The following is a 20556-nucleotide window of genomic DNA, read 5'->3' as shown; positions in this document are numbered from 1 at the left end:
GGAATCGGCGGCTCACCGGCCGAGCACCTCCTCGATGTAGGGGGTGCGCCGCAGGAGTTCGGCGGCGGCCCGGTCGGTGTAGGTGGTCAGCGGTCCGGCGAAGACGGTGAAGGAGAGGCTGATCGCGACTCCGGCGGCGGTGGCCGCGACCATGGTGCGGGGCAGCCGGGTCGTGGTGGTGATGGCGCGCCCGTGCAGGGTGGCGGCGAACGCGCGTCCGGCCGGTCCGGGCAGCCGGCTCACCGGCTCGTCGCCCGTGCCGGGCATGCGGTCCGGTCCCATGTCCGTGTCGTCGTCGTCCTCGTCGGAGTCGGCCTCCAGGACGGTGCCGTCGAGGGCCTGTCCGGGCGGGGCGTCGCGCCAGAACGCCAGGTTCCAGACCTTGGCCATCACGTACAGCGTGAGCAGGCTGGTCGCCGTGGAGCCGGCCACCAGGAGCCAGGCCCAGACGCTGCCGTCGGCCACACCGGCGCGCATCAGGCCGAGCTTGCCGATGAATCCGGAGAAGGGCGGGATGCCCGCCATGTTGAGGGCGGGGACGAGGTAGAGCACGGCGAGCAGCGGGGCGGCCCGGGCGAGGCCGCCGGTCCGGGTGAGTTCGGTGGTGCCGCCCCGGCGTTCCATCAGCCCGGCGACGAGGAAGAGCGTGGTCTGCACGGTGATGTGGTGGGTGACGTAGACGATCGCGCCGCCGTAGGACTGGCGGGTGGCGAGGCCGATACCGAAGATCATGTAGCCGATGTGGCTGATCAGGGTGAAGGAGAACAGCCGCTTGAGGTCGGTCTGGGCGACGGCGCCCAGGATGCCGACGATCATCGAGGCGAGGGCGAGGGCCATCAGCAGGTCGCCGACCCGGTTGCCGGGGAAGAGCAGCGTCTCGGTGCGCAGCATGCTGTAGACGCCGACCTTGGTGAGCAGCCCGGCGAAGACGGCGGTGACGGGCGCGGGCGCCGTGGGGTACGAGTCGGGGAGCCAGGCGCCGAGCGGGAAGACGGCGGCCTTGACGGCGAAGACCGTCAGCAGCATCGCCTGGATCAACGTCTGCACGCCGAGCGGGAGTTCGGGCAGCCGTTGGGCGAGCTGGGCGAAGTTGGCGGTGCCGGTCGCCGCGTAGGTCATGGCGATGGCGGTGAGGAAGAGCATCGAGGAGAAGAGCGAGATGATCACGTAGGTGGATCCGGCGCGCACGCGCGGCCCGGTGCCGCCGAGGGTGAGCAGCACGAAGCTCGCGACGAGCATGATCTCGAAGCCGACGTAGAGGTTGACGAGGTCTCCGGCGAGGAAGGTGCAGGAGACCCCGGCGACCAGGATGAGGTAGGCGGGGTGGAAGACGGCGACGGGTGTCTCCTCGTCCCGGTCGGCCATGCCCTGCCCGAGGGAGTAGACGAGCACGCAGAGGGTGACGGCCGAGGAGACGGTCAGCATCAGGGCGGAGAGCCGGTCGGCGACCAGGGTGATGCCGAGCGGCGGGGCGAAGTCCCCGAGGTGGACGGAGAGCGGCCCTTCGGACTGGGTGGCGGCCATGAGTCCCGCGGAGAGCCCGAGGACGAGCGTGAGCACGGCGACGCTGATGAAGCGCTGGAAGCGCTTGAGGCGGGTGCCGAAGGCGAGGCTGAGTCCGGTGGCGCAGAGCGGCAGCAGCACCGGCAGCGGGACGAGGGCGTTCATCCGGCGTCTCCTCGGTGGTCGTCTCCCGGGCGGGGGCGGTGCGGGTCGTCTCCCGGGCGGGGGCCGCGCGAGGGGTCGCCCGAGGGGGGTTCTTCCGTGCCGGCGGCTTCCCTACCGGCGGCTTCCGCACCGGCGGCTTCCGCGTAGTCCTCCGGGTCGGCGCCGAGCACGTCGTGCCAGAGGTCTCCGGTCGCGTCCCTCCCCCGGGCCTGGAGGGCGCGGTCGGCGCGCAGCCGGTGGCGCAGGCGGCGGCGTTCCTCCAGGTAGCGGGCGCGTTCCTCGCTGGTGGGGGCGTCCCCGGTCCGGTACTCCTCGATGAGCTGGGCGCGTTCGCCGCGTACCTCGGCGCGGAGCGCGATGCGCCGGTCCTCCAGGTCGTCGTGGACCTCGTCGGTGCCGGTCAGCTGGTGGCTGCGGTAGGCCATGGCGAGCAGGAACGCGGTGGTGGCGAGGGTGATGACGATCGCGGTGAGCGCGATGGCCTGCGGCAGCGGGTCGGTGACCTCGCGCAGCGGTACGCCGTAGAGCAGGGGCGCCGCGCCGGCCGAGCCGGTGCCGGAGAGCACGAGGAGGTTGATGCCGTTGCCGATGATCACCGCGCCCAGCAGGATGCGGGTCAGCGGCCTGGTGAGCATGAGGATGCCGCCGACCGCGCAGAGCACGACGGCGGTGGCGAGCAGGGAGGCGCTGACGGTCACCGGGCGCCGCCCCCCGCCTCGGCGGGGCCCTGGTGCCGCAGGGCGGCGGCTCGTTCGATCTGCCGGTCGATCTTCGCACCGAGGGCGCGGACGATGTCGAGGACGACGCCGAGGACCAGCAGGTAGACCCCGCAGTCGAAGAGCACCGAGGTGCCGAGGTGGTAGTCGCCGAGGACCGGGAGGTGGCCGTGGTAGGTCCAGGCGTGCAGCACGGTGCCGTCGAAGAGTCCGAGCAGGGCGACGCCGGTGGAGAGGAACAGGCCCATGCCCGTGACGAGTCCGGGGGGCAGCGGTGCCGCCTCCGCGAGCTCGAACCGGCCGCCCGCGAGGTAGCGGGTGATGAGGGCGACGGAGCCGACCAGTCCGGCGACGAACCCGCCGCCCGGCATGTTCTCCGCGCAGAAGAGGAGGTAGACGGAGAGCACCAGGACGGGGTGGAAGAGCAGCCGGGCCACCACCTCGAAGACGAGTGAGCGGTGTTCGGGGGCGAGGGTGGAGGTCGCGGCGAGCCAGTCGCGTTCGGGGGCGCCCTCGTCGCCCTGCGGGAGTCCGGTGAGTGCCTCGCGGCCGCGGGAGAGCGACCAGGCGGTGCCGGGTGCCGGGGTGGCGGTGAGCGAGGGGAGGCCGGCCGGTGCGGGGGCGGCGGACGGGGAGCGGCCGGAGGGCTCCTCGCCGGAGGCGGGTGGTGGCTGCTCGCTCCTGCGGTGCAGGTAGATCAGGCTGGTGACGCCCACCGCGGCGGCGGCGAGCACCGCCGACTCGCCCATGGTGTCCCAGGCCCGCAGGTCGACCAGGATGGTGGCGACGACGTCTTTGAGGCCGTGGCTCGCGGCCTCCGCCACCATCGCCGCGCCGGCCGGTTCGGCGGTGCGCGCGGCGGCGGAGACCCAGACGGCGACCCCGAACGTGGCGGCCGCCGCGAGGGCGACGGGGATGCGTACGGCCCGCCGCCAGGAGCTGACGGTCTCCTGGAAGTGCACCGGCATCCGGCGCAGCACCAGCACGAACACGATCATCGAGACGGTCTCCACGCAGAACTGGGTCAGCGCCAGGTCCGGGGCGCCCTGGACGACGAAGAGCAGCGCGGTGCCGTAGCCGGTGAGACCGGCCAGCACCACGGCCTTCATGCGGCGGCTCACGGTGAGGCAGAGCAGGGCCGCGGCGCTGGTGAGGACCGCCAGGGCGCCCTGGAGCGGGGAGTCCCAGAGCCGGGGGGCGGCCGCGTCGTCCCAGGGGCGGTCGGTGACGAGGACCGCGAGCTGTCCGGCGATCAGGACGAGCAGGGTGGTGGCGAGGTAGACGGAGAGCGAACCTCGTTGCACCAGGCCGGTGATCTGGAGGGCGAGGCGTTCCAGGCCGAGCAGCAGGTGGCCGAAGACGCTGTCGGCGGTGGGCCAGGCGATGCGCCGGGAGAACGTACGGACGGGGGCGCGGGCGGCGAAGAGCAGGGCGCCGCCCACCCAGGCGACGGCGGAGAGCAGCAGCGCGGTGGTGAAGCCGTGCCAGAGCGCGAGGTGGTAGGGGTACGCGGTGGCCGGGAACGCGTCGGCGTACGCGGCGAACAGGTGGTCCGTCCAGCCGACCCCGGGCCCGAGCACCAGCCCGGCGACGGCGAGCACGGCGGGCGGGGCGAGGAAGGCGGCGGAGACCCGGTGGACGGGGGTGTCGGCGGTGCCCGGCTTGCGGAGGAAGGCGCCCCAGACGAACCGGAGGGCGTACGCGGTGGTGAGCGCGGAGCCCGCCACGGTGGCGGCGAGCGTCCAGAGGTCGGCGGTGTCCCCGTGCAGGAGTGCCTCGAACGCGGCTTCCTTGGCGGCGAATCCGAGCATCGGGGGCAGCGCGGCCATGGACGCGGCGGAGAGCACGCCGACGGCGCAGACGAGCGGCAGGGAGCGGCCGACGCCGGAGAGCCGGCGCAGGTCGCGGGTGCCGGTCGCGTGGTCGACGATCCCGATGACGAGGAAGAGCGGGGCCTTGAACACGGCGTGCGCCAGGATCATCGCGGCGGCGGCGAGTGCGGCGTCCCGGCTGCCGTCCCCGGCCAGCAGGGTGAGGAAGCCGAGTTGGCTCACCGTGCCGTAGGCGAGGACGAGTTTGAGGTCGTGCAGGCGCAGCGCGCGCCAGCCGCCGAGCAGCATGGTGGCGGCGCCGAGCACGAGGACGACCGGGCGCCACAGCGGTACGTCGGCGAAGGCGGGGGCGAGCCGGGCCACCAGGTAGACGCCGGCCTTCACCATCGCGGCGGCGTGCAGGTAGGCGCTGACCGGGGACGGGGCGGCCATGGCGTTGGGCAGCCAGAGGGAGAACGGCCAGATGGCGGACTTGGACAGCGCGCCCGCCAGGACCAGCGCGACGGCGACCTGGACGGCGACGGAGGCGGTGGGCGGGTCGGCGACGATCCCGGAGATCCGGTAAGTGCCCGCCGCCCGGCCGATGATCAGGAACCCGACCAGCATGGCGAGTCCGCCGAGGGTGGTGACGGTGAGGGCCTGGAGCGCCGATCTGCGGTTCTGCTTCTTCTCGCTGGTGTGCCCGATCAGCAGGTAGGAGAAGACGGTGGTCAGCTCCCAGAACACGTAGAGCGTGATCAGGTCGTCGGCGAGGACGAGCGCGAGCATCGCGCCGGCGAAGGCCAGCAGGTTCCCGCCGAACCGGGCCAGTTGGGGGGTGTCGTCGGCGAAGTACGAGGCGCAGTAGAGGAGCACGAGGGTGCCGACCCCGGCGGCGAGCAGCACCATCAGCTCGGCAAGGGCGTCCAGGCGCAGGTCGACGGAGACGTCGTACGCGGGGATCCACTCCCAGGACCAGGTGCCGGCCCGCCCGTCTGCGGCGTTCGTCCACATCGTGAAGGCCCAGACCGTGGTGGCGGCCGGGGGGAGCGCGAGCACGGCGAACGCACGGCTGCCCAGCCGGTGCACCAGGGGACCGGCGCAGGCCGCCAGGGCGAAGTGGCAGAGGACGAGCGCGATCACAGCGGGGTGTCCGGAGAATGAGGCACTGAGTATGGATATATCCCCCGAAGGCGTTCACCCGTCCGGCACGCCGCACGAGGTGCGGCGGCGCCCCATGTCCACCCGGGCGGTCCCCGCAGGCGGCCTCTGCGCGGCGCCTACGCGTGTGAGGGATGCGTGGGACCGGTGTTGTTCATGTGAGCCCACTTTCTCTTCATTTTTTCACTGTGCCTAGTATCTATGTGTCGAAGTTCTCAACGGAATTGACTGGTCGTGAGACCGTCACCACGTCAAGGAGAATGCCCTGCGCACGCGCGCGTCTCGGCGCACCGACTCGACCCCCATGTCGCTGCGGACAGCCCTGCTCATCCTGGCCATCGTCCCCGGCATCGCCCTCGCGGCCCTCTGGGCGGTCACCAGTGGTCAGATCCTGCTCGACTTCCAGCGGCAGGCAGCCCAGGGGCAGTTGGCCCAGAAGGCCGGCCAGCCGTCCAACATCGTGTACTACAACCTGCAGGAGGAACGGCGGCTCAGCGCAGAGGCGCTGGCCGATCCCGATGCTTCGAAGGAGGCGCTCCAGCGGCAGCGCAAGCTCACCGACAAGGCGATCGAGACCTTCCAGTCCGTCTCGGACATCTCCGCCGACAGCGCCCCCGCCAAGGTGCGCGAGGCCGTCGGCAAGGCCCGTGAGTCCATCAACCAGCTTCCCGCGCAACGGACGTTGGTGGACCAGGGCGACGACGAGCAGCAGGCGGTCGTCTACGGCTACTACACCGACCTCATCGCGGTCGACCTCCAGCTCTTCGCCGCCCTCAGCCAGGTGGACAACGGCGAGGTGACCACGGCGTCCGCGCCGCTGGTCGACCTCTTCTGGGTCAAGGAGATGGTCTCCCGCTCGGACGCGCTGCTGGCCCGCGGCTGGCCCGACGGCAAGCTCAGCACCGCCGACCTCGCGCAGCTGCGCGAGGAGATCACCGGCCAGTCCTTCCAGTACTCCACCAAGGTGCTCCCCAACCTCCCCGCCGACGAGCGGGCGATGTGGAACAAGATCGCCGACGGCGAGGCGTGGAAGACGAAGACGAAGCTGGAGTCGCAGATCCTCGCGCCCCGCGACGCCGACTCCAAGGGGTTCGTCCGGATCACTGCCTCGGAGAAGACCTGGCGTTCGACGATGGACGAGGTCACCCCCCAACTGGTGAGTCTGCTCGAACACCGCACCTCGCTGGTGGTCTCGATCGGCAAGAACACCATCGTGTCGCTGCTGGTCAAGATGATCGTCACCACGGTGGTCGGCCTGCTGGCCGTGATCGCGGTCGTCCTGACCACCTGGCGCCTCACGCGTAACCTGCGCCGCCGCATCAAGGGTCTCCAGGACCGCGCGGAGGAGCTGGAACGCACCCTGCCGGACGTCGTCGAACGGCTCGGCCAGGGCGAGAAGATCGATGTCGAGGCCGAGGCCCGCGCCATCGAGTCGGACCGCAAGGGCAAGGCCGGCGACGAGATCACCCAGCTCGGCGACGCGCTCAACCTGGCCCGCACCAGCGCGCTCGCCGCCGCCGTCAAACAGGCGGACCAGCACCGCGGGTTCGAACGCCTCCTCCAGCGCATCGCCCGCCGCACCCAGCAGCTCATCGGCCAGCAGCTGAAGAAGCTGGACGAGCTGGAGCGCAAGCACGAGGACCCCGAGGTGCTCGACGGCCTCTTCGACCTGGACCACCTCACCGCGCGTCTGCGCCGGTACGAGGAGAACCTGGTCATCCTGGCCGGCGGCGCCCCGCACCGGCGCTGGCGCAAGCCCGTTCCGCTGCTGGACGTCATGCGCTCCGCCCAGGGCGAAGTGCAGGACTACCAGCGGGTGGTGCTCGACCTCGACGGAACGCCCTGGCTCTCCGAGCGGGCCGTCGGCCCGGTCTCGCACGTGCTGGCCGAACTGATCGAGAACGCGCTGACGTTCTCCCGTCCGCCGAGTCCGGTGGAGGTGCGCGCCGCCAAGGTGAGCCGCGGTCTGGCCATCGAGGTCGAGGACCGCGGACTCGGCATGGAGGAGCACCAACTGGCGGAAGCCAACGAGCTGATGAGCCGGCCGCCCCGGATGGACGTGCTCGCCCACTCCGAGGACATCCGGCTCGGCCTCCACGTGATCTCCCGCCTCGCCCACCAGCACGACCTGCGGGTGGAGTTCCGTTCGTCGGCGTTCGGCGGCACCCGGGTCGTCGTCCTCGTCCCCGACGAGCTCACGGTCGCCCATCCGACCGGGCGCCCGGTCGCCGCCGTGTCCGCGGCCCCGGCCCCCGCGCCGGAGCCCGTACGCGAGGAGGCCCCCGCCTCCACCGGTGCGCTGCCGTCCCGCGTCCAGGGCCGGGCGATGGCCGGAGTCACCGCCCTGGTCGACCACGCCGCCGCCCGCTCCCAGCGGTCCGCGCCCCCCGTCGCGTCCGAGGCCCGGCCCCCCGCCGCCGCCACGGACACGGACCGGCCGGTCCAGTCGGGTACGTACAGCGTCCCGGAACCCCCGTACTCCGCCCCCGAGGAGCCGTACGGCCAGGAGTCGTACGCCGAGACCTCCTACGCCCCCGCGCAGGAGTCGTACGGCACCCCCGAGGGCTCCTACGGTTCCGGCGACCAGCCTCCCTACGGTCCGGGCGACCAGGCGTACGGGCCCTCGGCCCCCTACGCGTCCGGCGACCAGGGGTACGCCGCCCAGGAGCAGCCGTACATGACGGCGGCCGGGCAGTACCCGGTGCCGGGGCACGGTTTCGGGGACGAGGACGCGCGGGCCGGGCAGTTCCCCGACCCCGGGCCCGCCTACCCGGAGTCGTACCAGGAGCCGTACCAGGAGCAGCCGTCGTACCCGGGCGGTTACCCGGACACGGACACCTCGCCCTACGGGAACCACGCGCACGGCGGCGACCGGCAGCCCGAGGTCCTGGGCCATCCGGCGCTCCCGCCCGGCGGGGACGCCCCGGCACCCGGTTCGGAGCCCCCGCTCCCCCGCCGGGTCCGTCAGGCCAGCCTGGTAGACGAGTTGCGGGTCGACCCCGCGGCCGGCCGTCCGGCCGCCGCGCCCAGGACCCCGAGCTGGGACGAGAACCCCCTGCTCAGGCCCGCTCCCCGGCGTGCCGGTGCGGCGATCGGGGCGTTCCAGCGGCGGTCGCGCGAGGCGCGTTCGGCCGACGGGACGTCCGCGCAGACTCCCCCTCCCCCTTCGCCCCTCAACCCGAGAGAAGAACGGTCATGACACGCACAACGGCCACGCTCCAGGATCTCGACTGGTTGCTCGACGGCTTGGTGGACTCGGTGGCTGAGACCGTCAACGCCGTGCTGCTGTCCGACGACGGACTGGTCGTGAGCCACTCCCGGACCATCGACCGGTCCGACGCCGAGCGGCTCGCCGCGATCTGCACCGGGCAGCAGAGCCTCGCCCGGGGCGTGGGCCAGCTGTTCCGGGGCGGCACGGTGCACCAGGTCATCGTGGAGCTGGCCGACCTGTGGCTCTTCATCATCACCGCCGGCCAGGGCACCCACCTCGCCGTCGTCGCCTCCCAGGAGGTGGACGCCGAGGTGATGTCGCTCGCCATGCACAACCTGGTCCAGCAGGTCGGCCAGAAGCTCACCGCGCCGGTGCGCGGCGAGTTCGACGCCTTCGGCACCGGGGACGGGCAGCGGGTGTGACGCCCTACTGGGACGACGACGAGATCGACGCCTATGAGGACGACGGTGCGGGCACCATGGTGCGCCCGTACACGATCACCCGGGGCCGGACCGCTCCCGAGCGGGACGACTTCACCCTCATCACCGTGCTGACGACCGCGCGCGAGCTGCGGGACGAGCACGGTGCGCCGTTGCGGCCGGTCCGGCTCCAGCCGGAACACCGCATGATCCTCGACCGCTGCATGCACCCCGCCGCGGTCGCCGAGGTGTCCGCCGATCTCGACCTGCCGATCTCGGTGACCAAGATCCTGCTGGCGGATCTGGTCTCCCAGGGCCTGCTGCTGGCCCGTGCCCCGCTCTCGGTGGCACGGGCCTCCGGCGGGGCCGACATGGGCCTGCTGGCCGCCGTACGTGACGGACTCCGGAGACTCTGAGCAAGATGACAACGCCTCAAGCGGCGCCCAGCGCCGTCAAGATACTCATCGCCGGTGGCTTCGGCGTCGGAAAGACCACCCTGGTGGGCGCGGTCAGCGAGGTCGCCCCGCTGCGCACCGAGGAGTTCCTGACCAAGGCCAGCATCGGTGTGGACGACCTGGCCGGTGTCGGCCAGAAGAGCACCACGACGGTCGCGCTGGACTTCGGCCGCATCACGGTCAGCCCGGAGCTGGTCGTCTACCTGTTCGGCACGCCCGGGCAGGAACGCTTCTGGTTCATGTGGAACGACCTGGTCAACGGGGCCCTGGGCGGTGTCGTCATCGCCGACACCCGCCGGCTGGACACCAGTTTCGCCTCGATCGACTTCTTCGAGAGCCGGGACATCCCGTTCGTGGTGGCGATCAACTGCTTCCACGGGCACAACACCCGCAGCCCCGGGGAGATCCGCGCGGCGCTCGACCTGGACCCGCACGTCCCCCTCCTCGTCGGCGACGTGCGTGAGCGGTCCTTCGGCCGTGACGTGCTGCTGGCCCTGGTCGACCATCTGATGGCCCTGCCGGCGGCGGTCGGCTGAACGCCCGCCGCACGCGCCTTCCCCCCGTTCCTCACCCCCTCGACCTCCTCGGAAAGAGAACACACATGGCAACACCCCTGCGCGTACTGATCCACGGCGGCGGGATCGGCGGCCTCACCCTGGCCACCGCGCTCGCCCGGAGCGGTCACACCGTCCAGGTCGCCGAAGTGCGCGACGGCGTCGAGGCTCTCGGCGTCGGCATCATCCAGCCGTCCAACGCCCTGCACGTCATGCGGGAGATCGGGGCCCTGGACGCCTGCCTCGAAGCGGGCTTCGAGTGGGAGATCCTCACCATCTGCGACCCGACCGGCACCCCGCTGGCCAAGATCCCGCAGCCGCGCATGGACGACGCCCCCTCGAACAACGGCATACCCCGGCCCGAGCTGGCCCGGATCCTCGCCGAGGCCGCGTCGGCCGCCGGCGCGTCCGTCTCCTACCGCACGACGATCACCGAGCTGTCCGACGACGGTGCCGGGGTCGACGTGACCCTGTCGGACGGTTCGTCCGCCCGCTGGGACCTGGTCGTCGGCTTCGACGGCATCGGCTCGCCGCTGCGCAAGCGGCTGTACGGCGACACGTACACCCCCGAGTACACGGGCTTCGCGAACTGGCGCGTCACCGTGCCGCGGCTGCCGGAGGTCCAGGGTGTCGTGATGAGCGCGGGCAACGAGGACGCCAAGGCGCTGCTCACTCCGATCACCGACGAGCTGATGTACCTGGGCGCGGTCTTCGGCGAGGAGCCGGACTTCCGGCCGGACCCGGAGCGGGCGCACGAGGAGCTCGTGGAGCGCCTCGCCGCGTTCGGCGGGCCGGTGGCCGAGGCGGTGAAGCACGTCACCGACCCGGCCGCCGTGGTGTACTCCCGGATCTCCCAGGTGACCGTCGAGGAGCCCTGGCACGTCGGCCGGATCGTGCTCGCCGGCGACGCCGCGCACGCCAGCGCGCCGCAGCTGGCGCAGGGCGCGGCGATGGCCGTGGAGGACGCCCTGGTGCTGGCCCGGTCGCTGGACGCCGAGGCCGACGTCCCGGCGGCCCTCGCCGCGTGGGAGGCCCGGCGCCGGCCCCGCGCGATGTTCGTGCAGAGCCTGTCGCGGGCGGTCCTCAAGCAGGAGACCGGCAACCCGACGACGCCCGAGGAGGACGAGCTCCTGAAGATCGGCATCCCCGGCGCCGCCCACGTGCTGGTCAAGCCGTACTGATCCGCCCCGCTCCACCCGGTACCCCGACGGGGCCCGGCCGTCCGCACGGACGACCGGGCCCCGTCCCGCGTCCGGGGCGCGGGAAGCGCGCACGTGCGGCCGCACAGGGTGGTACGGGCATCACCCGGCGCCGCGTAGAGTGACTGTCCTCACAGCCACGGATCGGGCGGTTCGTGAGAGTGTGGCCCGAAAGTCCTTTTCATACCGGTCGGGTGGCCCCTGTGCCTGGACGTCCCGATCCGTAGGTTGGAACACGGAAGCCATCCCGATGTGGACGGCCGCGCACCTCACGACGGCCCCTCCGTCACTGGACGGCTTCCGCGCAAGGAACCCCGCGACCCGAAACGGAAGCCGTCTTGCCGCCCGTCGATCCCGCACCCGCCTCCTGGCGCATCGAGCTGCCGCACACGACCGCGGCCGTGCCGATCGCCCGCGCCCTCGTCCGCAGCGCGCTCAACGACATCGAAGCACCCCCGGACAGTGACACCGCCGAGCTGCTCACCGCCGAGCTGGTCACCAACGCCGTCGAGCACACCGACGGCCAGGAGCCCATCGAGCTGGTGGTGGAGCTGCTGCCGACCGGCTGCCAGGTGGAGGTCCACGACCGCGACCCCGAGCCGCCGGGCGGACTGGCCGCCGCGGGCCCGGACACCATGCCGGACCCGTGGCAGGAGCACGGGCGCGGCCTGCTGCTGATCCGTACCCTCAGCTCCGCCTGCGGTCACCGCACCACGGAGCACGGCAAGGCGGTCTGGTTCACGCTGCCGGTGGTGCCTGCCCAGCCGGGTCCTGCTCCACAGAGCTGACCAGGCGCGAGCGGCTCCGGCTGTAGAAGGTGTACAGCAGGGAGCCCGCGACCAGGAAGGCCGCGAACTCGGCCCAGGCCTCCCAGCCGGTCCCGTACATCAGGTACAGGCAGAACGCGACGCCCAGGACCGGGCTGACGGGGTAGAGCGGCACCCGGAAGGAGCGCTTCAGCCCGGGGTTGCGGCGGCGCAGCTGGATGACGGCGAGGTTGACGACGGCCATCGCCCCCAGGGTGCCGATGGTGGTCAGGTTCACCACCGCGTCGAGCGAGGAGAAGGCGGCCGGGACCGCGAAGACGGCGGCGACGATCCAGGTGTTGGCGACCGGGGTGTGGGTCTTGGGCGAGACCCGTTCGAAGATCCTCGGCACGAGTCCGTCCCGGGCCATCGACATGAGGATGCGGGTCTGGCCGTACATCACGGCCAGCACCACGGAGGCGATGGCGACGACCGCGCCGAACGCGACGATGCCGCCGCCCACCGTGGAGTCGGTGACCTGGTTGACCACGGCCGAGAGTGCGGCGGGCGTGTCCGCGACCTTCTCCGGGCCGAGCGCCCCGATGGCGGCGACGGCGACCGCGCAGTACAGCAGCGTGACCAGACCGAGGCAGATCATGATCGCGACGGGGATGTTCCGCCGGGGGTTCTTGACCTCTTCGCCGGCGGTGGTGATCGCGTCGAAGCCGATGTACGAGAAGAAGGCCAGCGAGGCCCCGGACGTGATCCCGGAGATGCCGCTGCCCGCGAACGGCGACAGGTTGTCGTGCCGGTACGCGGTGAAGGCGATGGCGCAGAACGCGATCAGGATGGAGATCTTGAGGACCACCATCGCGGCGGTCGCGCTCGCGCTCTCCCGGACTCCGCGCACGAGGAGCGCGGCGGCCATGGCGATCACCAGGACGGCCGGCAGGTTGACGACACCGCCGTCGGAGGGGCCGCCGGAGAGCGCTTCGGGCAGCTGCACCCCGAAGAGGCTGTGCAGCAGTTCGTTGACGTACTGGCTCCAGCCCACCGCGACCGCGGAGACCGAGACGCCGTACTCCAGCAGCAGGCAGCCGCCGACGAGGAACGCGGTGCGCTCGCCGAAGGTGGCGTAGGCGAAGGAGTAGGAGCTGCCGGAGACGGGGATCGCGCCGCCCAGTTCGGCGAAGGAGAACGCCGTGAAGATGCAGGTGATCGCCGCCAGCACGAACGAGATCACGACCGCCGGGCCGGCCTCCGAGACGCTGTCCGAGAGCCCGACGAAGATGCCGGTGCCGACGACCGCGCCGACACCGAAGCAGACCAGCTGGAACAGGCCCATGGTGCGCTTGAGGCCGTGCCCCTCCAGGTCCGCGCCGGACTCGGCGACCAGCTGTTCGGGGCTCTTGCGGCGCGGGCCGGAGCTGGGTGGGCCCGGCCGGATCGTGCGCTGCGCGCTCATGCGGCGTTTCTCTTCTCTGGTGGTGCGGTGGGGGGACCACGCCCGGCACGCCGTGGGGGGCGGTGCCGCACATGGCAATGGGGCCCGAGCCTGCAAGCTCGGACCCCAACGAGACGAATCATGGTAGCCGCCGACGCGCATGTTCACCCAATTGGATGCATCACCATGCACTCGGGACAAAAAGCTGTCTCCTCGTGCGCTTCGGGCGCCCGCGGGCGTTCCCCTCACGTGCCCGTGGGCGGTCCCGCTCAGGCGCCCGCGAGCGTGGCGACGAGGATCGCCTTGATGGTGTGCATCCGGTTCTCCGCCTCGTCGAAGACCACCGAGTGGGCGGACTCGAAGACCTCGTCGGTGACCTCCAGCTCGGTCATCCCGTGCACGGCGTGGATCTCCCGGCCGACCGCGGTGCCGAGGTCGTGGAACGCGGGCAGGCAGTGCAGGAACTTCACGCCGGGGTTCCCCGTGGCGCGCAGCACGTCCATGGTCACGGTGTACGGGGCGAGCGCGGCGATGCGCTCGGCCCAGACCTCCTTGGGCTCGCCCATGGAGACCCAGACGTCGGTGGCGATGAAGTCGCTCCCGGCCACGCCCTCGGCGATGTCCTCGGTGAGGGTGATCTTCGCGCCGCTGCCGGCGGCCAGCTCCCGGGCCCGCGCCACTATGTCCTGGTGCGGCCAGTACGCCTCGGGTGCCACGATCCGCACGTCCAGGCCGAGCAGCGCGCCGGTGATCAGGTAGGAGTTGCCCATGTTGAAGCGGGCGTCGCCGAGGTAGGCGAACGCGAAGCCGCCGTCGCGGATGTCCTTGGCGGTGTGCTCGACCATGGTGAGGACGTCGGCGAGCATCTGGGTGGGGTGCCACTCGTCGGTGAGGCCGTTGAAGACCGGGACGCCCGCGTAGGCGGCGAGCTCCTCGACCGCCTGCTGGCTGTCGCCCCGGAACTCGATCCCGTCGAACATCCGGCCGAGCACCCGCGCCGTGTCCCGTACGGACTCCTTGTGCCCCATCTGCGAACCGGAGGGGTCCAGGTACGTGGTGGAGGCGCCCTGGTCCGCGGCGGCGACCTCGAAGGCGCAGCGGGTGCGGGTCGACGTCTTCTCGAAGATCAGCGCGATGTTCTTGCCGCGCAGCCGCTGGACCTCGCTCCCCGACTTCTTGGCCGCCTTCAGCTCCGCGGCCAGCTCGACCAGCCCGAGGAACTCCTCGGCGGTGAAGTCGAGCTCCTTGAGGAAGTGACGGCCTGCGAGGTCTATGGCCATGGTTCTTGCTCCTGGGTCGGACGGGGATCTTCGGCGTACCGTAACCCTGGAAGTGTATACGAGGCAATGCATCGCTATACAGAGTCGTGCGGAGCCCGCCCACCCGGCGGGAGTGGCCGGACGCGGCCTACGGGACAGCTCTCACACCGGATCGCGTACGACGGGGCAGCTCATGCACCGGGGGCCGCCCCGGCCCCGCCCCAGCTCGCTGCCCGGGATCTCCAGGACCTCGATGCCCTGCTTGCGCAGATGGGTGTTGGTGGTGGCGTTGCGCTCGTAGGCGACGACCACCCCGGGCTCGATGGCCAGGACGTTGCAGCCGTCGTCCCACTGTTCGCGCTCGGCGGCGTGGACGTCCTGGGTGGCGGTGAGGACACGGATCGCGTCCAGGCCGAGGGCGGCGGCGATGGCCCGGTGCATGTGCTCGGGCGGATGGTCGGTGACCTTGAGTTCGCGGGGCCCGTCGCCCGGCTCGATGGTGTACGAGCGGAGCATGCCGAGTCCGGCGTACTGGGTGAAGGTGTCGCCGTCGACCATCGTCATCACGGTGTCCAGGTGCATGAACGCCCGCCGCTTCGGCATGTCCAGCGCCACGATCGTGTGCGCGGAACCGGCGTCGAAGAGCCCGCGCGCCAGCATCTCGACCGCCTGCGGGGTGGTGCGCTCACTCATCCCGACGAGCACCGCGCCCCGGCCGATCACCAGCACGTCACCGCCCTCGATGGTCGACGGGTAGTCGTGCTGGCCCTGCGACCAGTGGTGGAAGACCCCTGCCTCGGGGCCGGTGAAGAGCGGGTGGTGGCGGTAGATCGCCTCGAAGTGGACGGTCTCGCGCTGCCGGGCGGGCCAGCGCATCGCGTTGATGGAAACCCCGTCGTAGATCCAGGCGGAGGTGTCCCGGGTGAAGAGGTGGTTGGGCAGCGGGCCGAGCAGGAAGTCGTCCGGCTCCATGACGTGGAAGCGGACCGAGACCGGCTCGGCGTGCCGGTCCAGGAACTCCCGCTTGGTCATCCCGCCGACCAGCGCCTCGGCCAGCTCCGCCGGGGTCAGTTCCTCGAAGGCCGCCCGCAGGTGCTCGGTGGCCAGCGGGCCGTACTCCTTCTCGTCGAAGACCCGGTCCAGCACCAGCCGCCGGGCCACCGGGACGCCCAGCGCTTCCCGGAGCAGGTCGCCGAAGAGGTGGACCTCGACGCCCCGGTCGCGCAGCAGGTCCGCGAAGCCGTCGTGCTCCTGCCGGGCGCGGCGCACCCAGAGCACGTCGTCGAAGAGGAGCGCGTCCTTGTTGCTCGGGGTGAGCCGCTTCAGTTCCAGATCGGGGCGGTGCAGGATGACGCGGCGCAGCCGCCCGGCCTCGGAGTCGACGTGGAATCCCATGTCCCCATCCTCACCGGGCGGCACCCGCTTCACCCCGCGAACCGCCTGCCGATCGCGGGACGTGCGTCACAGCGGTACGTCACAGCGGTACGTCACAGCCGGGGGTCGACCGGCTCCGACTCCAGGGCGAGGACGGCGAAGACCGCCTCGTGGACCCGCCAGAGCGGCTCGCCCTCGGCCAGCCGGTCGAGCGCCTCCAGGCCGAGTGCGTACTCCCGCAGCGCCAGCGACCGCTTGTGGCCGAGGAACCGGGAGCGCAGCCGCGCCAGGTTGTCGGGGCGGGTGTACTCGGGGCCGTAGATGATCCGGAGGTACTCCCGGCCGCGCACCTTGACGCCCGGCTGCACGAGCCGCCCCTTGGCGTCCCGTACGAGAGCGCCGAGCGGCTTGACGACCATGCCCTCGCCGCCGCTGCCGGTCATCTCCAGCCACCAGTCGACGCCCGCGCGGACGGACGCCTCGTCGCCGGTGTCGACGACGAGCCGGCGGGTGACCTGGAGCAGGCCGGTCGGATCGTGCTCGACCAGCCGGTCCAGCCACCCGAGCTGCGCGTCGTGCGGTTCGGCGGCGAGCGAACGCCCCCGCACCGCGAGGACCTGGAACGGTGCGAGCCGCACCCCGTCGAGCCCCTCGGTGTTCCAGCAGTAGCGCCGGTACGCCTCGGTGAACGCGGCGGCGTCCCCGGCCCGTTCGCGCTGGCGACCGGCGAGAGGGGCCACGTCGACGCCCCGGGCCGCGGCGGCCTCCAGCGCGGCGAGGGCCGGCGGGAGGGCGGCACCGGCGGCGGCGCCCACGGCGGCGTACTGCGAGCGCAGCAGTCCGGCCGCCTTCAGCGACCAGGGCAGCAACTCCGCGTCGAGCAGGACCCAGTCGGTGTCCCACTCCTCCCAGAGCCCCGCGGCGGTGACCGCGGCCCCGATCCGGCCGAGGAGCGTTCCGGCGAGCTCCGCGTCGTCCAGGAACGGCCGCCCGGTGCGGGTGTAGAGCGCGCCGGCCGGCCCGTCCGTACCGAACCGCTCACGGGCGGCGGCGGCGTCCCGGCAGACCAGGGCGACCGCGCGCGAACCCATGTGCTTCTCCTCGCACACGACCGTGCTGACCCCGTCCGCCCGGTACTGCGCGAACGCCTCGGCCGGGTGCTCCAGGTAGCCGTCCTCGTGGGAGGTGGCGGTCGGCGCCATGGTCGGCGGGAGGTACGGCAGCAGCCTGGGGTCGACGGCGAACCGGCTCATCACTTCGAGCGCGGCGGCCGCGTTCTCCTCGCGCACCGAGAGCCGGCCCATGTGGCGGGTCTCCACGATCCGGCGGCCGTGGACGTCCCCGAGGTCGAGCGGACGGCCCTCCCTGCCGCCCGGCGCCTCGGTCGCCAGCGGCTTGACCGGCTCGTACCAGACCTTCTCGGCGGGTACGTCGACGATCTCGCGCTCCGGCCAGCGCAGCGCGGTCAGCTTGCCGCCGAAGACCGCCCCGGTGTCCAGGCAGAGGGTGTTGTTGACCCAGGAGGCGGTGGGCACCGGGGTGTGGCCGTAGACGACGGCCGCGCGGCCCCGGTACTCCTCGGCCCACGGGTAGCGCACGGGCAGGCCGAACTCGTCGGTCTCGCCGGTGGTGTCGCCGTACAGGGCGTGCGAGCGGACCCGGCCGGAGGTGCGGCCGTGGTACTTCTCCGGCAGCCCGGCGTGGCACACCACGAGGTCGCCGCCGTCCAGCACGTAGTGGCTGACGAGCCCCGCGACGAACTCCTCGACCTGCTCGCGGAACTCCGGGGCGGTCTCGTCCTCGCGCTCCAGCTGCTCGATGGTCTCGGCCAGTCCGTGGGTGTGCTGGACCTTGCGGCCCTTGAGGTAGCGGCCGAGCTTGTTCTCGTGGTTGCCGGGCACGCAGAGGGCGTCGCCCGAGGCGACCATGGACATCACCCGGCGCAGCACCCCGGGGCTGTCCGGGCCCCGGTCGACGAGGTCGCCGACGAAGACCGCCGTGCGCCCCTCGGGGTGGCTGCCGTCCGTGTAACCGAGCTTGGCGAGCAGGGACTCCAGTTCGCTGCTGCACCCGTGGATGTCACCGATGATGTCGAAGGGACCGGTGAGGTGGCGCAGGTCGTTGTACCGGCGCTCGCGCACGACGGCCGCCCGGTCGGTCTCCTCCTCGCTGTGCAGCAGGTGCACCTTGCGGAAGCCCTCGCGTTCCAGACCGCGCAGCGAACGGCGCAGCTCGCGCCGGTGGCGCTGGACGACGTGGCGCGGCATGTCCGCCCGGTCGGGCCGCTCCGCGTTGCGCGCCTGGCAGACCTCCTCGGGCAGGTCGAGCACCACGGCCACCGGCAGCACGTCGTACTCCCTGGCCAGCTGGACGAGCTTGCGGCGGGCCTCGGACTGCACGTTGGTGGCGTCCACGACGGTCAGCCGGCCCGCTTCGAGGCGCTTGCCGACGATGTAGTGGAGCACGTCGAAGGCGTCGCGGCTCGCGCTCTGGTCGTTCTCGTCGTCGGCGACCAGGCCGCGGCAGAAGTCCGAGGAGACGACCTCGGTGGGCTTGAAGTGGCGGTGCGCGAAGGTCGACTTGCCGGAGCCGGTGGCCCCGATCAGCACGACGAGGGAGAGGTCGGGGACAGGCAGCGTCCGGGGCCCGACGGGCGCGCGGCCGGTGGTGGTGCTGGTGGTGTCGGTAGTGCTGGTGGTGATGTCGGTGGTGCTGGTGGTGTCGGTGGTGTCGAGGTGCTTGTCGCTGTTGCTGTCGCTGGTGCCGTTCATGCCGCCTTCGCCTCCTTCGCTCTCTGGTTCTCGCTCTGGTTCATGCTCTGGTTCTTCTTGCTCCCGGTCCCGGTGCGGCTCGCGTCGTCGCTCTCGGCCAGCGTGAACACCGCCATCTGGGTGGGCGGTCCCACCTCGGGGTCGTCCGGCCCGACGGGGGTGAACGCGACCGTGTAGCCGTAGCGGTCCGCCACGCCGTCGGCCCAGTCGCCGAACTCGGCCCGGGTCCACTCGAACCGGTGGTCGCCGTGGCGGACGTGCCCGGCCGGAAGGGTCTCAAAGCGCACGTTGTACTCGACGTTCGGCGTGGTGACGAGCACCGTCCGGGGGCGCGCCGAGCCGAACACCGCGTACTCCAGCGCGGGCAGCCTCGGCAGGTCCAGGTGCTCCACGACCTCGCTGAGCACCGCCGCGTCGTACCCCCGCAGCCGCTTGTCCGTGTAGGTGAGCGAGCCCTGCAGCAACGCGACCCGGCGGGACTGCCGTTCGCCCATCCGCTCCAGCCTGAGCCGGCGCGCGGCGATCGTGAGCGCGCGCATCGACACGTCGACCCCGAGGATCTCGGTGAACCGCACGTCCTTGAGCAGTGCCTGGACCAACTGCCCCTGTCCGCAGCCGAGGTCGAGCACCCGTGCCGCACCGGCGCCGTGCAGGGCTGCCAGGATCGCCTCGCGCCGCTGCTGCGCGAGCGGAACCGGACGCTCCGGGGTGTCCGTGGCCTCGTCCACCGCGTTGTCCACGCTCTCCACGTCGAGGTCGTCGGACTCGGCGAGGCGTACGAGTTCCAGCGCCTGCTCGGCCTGGCGGGTCAGCCCCCAACGACGCGAGAGGTAACGGCTGGTGATGAGCCGGTGCTCCGGGTGCACGGCGAGCCACCCCTCCCCGGCCCGCAGCAGCTTGTCCACCTCGTCCGGCGCCACCCAGTAGTGCTTGGCGTCGTCGAGCACCGGCAGCAGGACGTAGAGCTGGCGCAGCGCGTCGGAGAGCCTCAGCTCCCCTTCCAGGACCAGCCGTACGTAACGGGAGTCCCCCCACTCGGGGAACCGCTCGTCCAGCGGTACCGGCTCCGCGTCCACCCGTGTCCAGCCGAGCGGTCCGAACAGCTTCGCCACCAGCTCGGCGCCGCCCCGCGCGGGCAGGGCGGGCACCTCGATGCGCAGCGGCAGCGGTGCGTCGGCCCGGTCGGGCATGGCCCGGCAGTCACCCCGCAGCGCCGACTTGAAGACGGTCGTCATGGCCACGGACATGAGCGAGGAGGCCGCGTACGGACGGTCGTTGACGTAACTCGCGAGCGCCGCGTCGGGAGCTCCGCCCCGTCCCTTGCCCTTGCCGCGCCGGACCAGTGCCACCGGATCGACCTCCAGCAGCAGCGCGGCCGTGCACCGCTCGGGGGACGCCTCGGGGTAGAAGACGTGCGCCGTGCCGTGCGAGGTGGAGAACGTCTGCGCCTTGTCGGGATGCTTGTGCAGCAGGAAGCCGAGGTCGGTCGCGGGGCGTTCCGGGGTTCCGGTCGTACTGATCGTCATGAACACCCGTCCGAGTATGGGCGGCGGATGCCCTCCTCACCAGGGATTTTCTCCGCCGCGCGGCCCGCTCCCCCTCCCTCCTCGCTCCCTCCGTGCGCGCGGCCGGTGTGCGCCGTGGCCGATACGTGCCAGGGACTGTTGTGTCCAGGCGTCGAAGCTTGTCGGCCCCGTACCGGTCACCAAGGATGACGTCAGCGCTCCGCCAGGAGGCCCGCGGCCAGGGGCCGTGCGGGACTCAGGCC

General features: G+C 72.0%; 14 protein-coding genes. 6 read left to right on the top strand and 8 right to left on the bottom strand.

Translation table 11 applies throughout. The annotated features are described in order from the left end of the window. Positions 1-12: 12 nt before the first annotated feature. The 3 genes from OG599_RS26975 to OG599_RS26965 are packed head-to-tail and all read right to left on the bottom strand — an operon-like array spanning position 13 to position 5338. A complete protein-coding gene (locus tag OG599_RS26975; RefSeq protein ID WP_327178554.1) occupies positions 13-1668 on the bottom strand; it encodes a Na+/H+ antiporter subunit D in 1656 nt (551 codons plus the stop codon). Beyond that, positions 1665-2366: a Na(+)/H(+) antiporter subunit C gene (locus OG599_RS26970; protein WP_327178553.1), complete on the bottom strand. Its 702-nt coding sequence runs from the start codon at positions 2364-2366 to the stop codon at positions 1665-1667. The genes OG599_RS26975 and OG599_RS26970 overlap by 4 nt, the downstream gene beginning before the upstream one ends. Beyond that, a complete protein-coding gene (locus tag OG599_RS26965; protein WP_327178552.1) occupies positions 2363-5338 on the bottom strand; it encodes a Na+/H+ antiporter subunit A in 2976 nt (991 codons plus the stop codon). Before OG599_RS26965 ends, OG599_RS26970 begins: the two co-directional genes overlap by 4 nt. A 322-nt stretch (positions 5339-5660) precedes the next feature. Here OG599_RS26965 and OG599_RS26960 point away from each other — a divergent pair, with 322 nt between their 5' ends. From OG599_RS26960 to OG599_RS26935, 6 genes are all read left to right on the top strand, one after another. Then, positions 5661-8555 (top strand): nitrate- and nitrite sensing domain-containing protein, encoded by a 2895-nt coding sequence (locus OG599_RS26960; protein WP_327178551.1) that lies wholly within the window; start codon positions 5661-5663, stop codon positions 8553-8555. Then, complete coding sequence (locus tag OG599_RS26955) at positions 8552-8989, top strand: roadblock/LC7 domain-containing protein (protein WP_266710071.1); 438 nt, start codon at positions 8552-8554, stop codon at positions 8987-8989. The genes OG599_RS26960 and OG599_RS26955 overlap by 4 nt, the downstream gene beginning before the upstream one ends. Beyond that, a complete protein-coding gene (locus tag OG599_RS26950) occupies positions 8986-9402 on the top strand; it encodes a DUF742 domain-containing protein (protein ID WP_442809561.1) in 417 nt (138 codons plus the stop codon). Before OG599_RS26955 ends, OG599_RS26950 begins: the two co-directional genes overlap by 4 nt. 5 nt (positions 9403-9407) lie before the next feature. Next, complete coding sequence (locus OG599_RS26945) at positions 9408-9977, top strand: GTP-binding protein (RefSeq protein WP_327178550.1); 570 nt, start codon at positions 9408-9410, stop codon at positions 9975-9977. A 65-nt stretch (positions 9978-10042) separates the two neighbouring features. Continuing rightward, entirely contained in the window at positions 10043-11176 is a 1134-nt protein-coding gene (locus OG599_RS26940) for an FAD-dependent monooxygenase (protein WP_327178549.1), read from the top strand. Positions 11177-11532: 356 nt separating this feature from the next. Then, on the top strand, positions 11533-11982 hold the full coding sequence (locus OG599_RS26935; RefSeq protein ID WP_327178548.1) for an ATP-binding protein: 450 nt from the start codon (positions 11533-11535) through the stop codon (positions 11980-11982). Here the strand turns inward: OG599_RS26935 and OG599_RS26930 are convergent. The 5 genes from OG599_RS26930 to OG599_RS26910 all read right to left on the bottom strand — a co-directional run bounded on the left by OG599_RS26930 (position 11933) and on the right by OG599_RS26910 (position 20320). Further along, on the bottom strand, positions 11933-13405 hold the full coding sequence (locus tag OG599_RS26930) for an APC family permease (protein WP_327178547.1): 1473 nt from the start codon (positions 13403-13405) through the stop codon (positions 11933-11935). The two genes, OG599_RS26935 and OG599_RS26930, sit on opposite strands and share 50 nt — an antisense overlap. A gap of 248 nt (positions 13406-13653) precedes the next feature. After that, the gene (argF, locus tag OG599_RS26925) at positions 13654-14664 is read right to left on the bottom strand and encodes an ornithine carbamoyltransferase (protein WP_327178546.1); all 1011 of its coding nucleotides are present in this window, start codon (positions 14662-14664) and stop codon (positions 13654-13656) included. A gap of 141 nt (positions 14665-14805) precedes the next feature. Further along, positions 14806-16038, bottom strand: coding sequence for an arginine deiminase (locus tag OG599_RS26920; RefSeq protein WP_327178545.1), 1233 nt, complete (start codon positions 16036-16038; stop codon positions 14806-14808). Between the two features lie 92 nt (positions 16039-16130). Further along, positions 16131-18788: a polynucleotide kinase-phosphatase gene (locus OG599_RS26915; protein ID WP_327178544.1), complete on the bottom strand. Its 2658-nt coding sequence runs from the start codon at positions 18786-18788 to the stop codon at positions 16131-16133. Further along, positions 18785-20320: a 3' terminal RNA ribose 2'-O-methyltransferase Hen1 gene (locus OG599_RS26910; RefSeq protein ID WP_327178543.1), complete on the bottom strand. Its 1536-nt coding sequence runs from the start codon at positions 20318-20320 to the stop codon at positions 18785-18787. The genes OG599_RS26915 and OG599_RS26910 overlap by 4 nt, the downstream gene beginning before the upstream one ends. Positions 20321-20556: the final 236 nt, after the last annotated feature.

The sequence above is a fragment of the Streptomyces sp. NBC_01335 genome (assembly GCF_035953295.1).
Taxonomy (GTDB): domain Bacteria; phylum Actinomycetota; class Actinomycetes; order Streptomycetales; family Streptomycetaceae; genus Streptomyces.
Note: the sequence above shows the minus strand (reverse complement) of the source record. Positions and strands in the feature narration are given on the sequence as shown.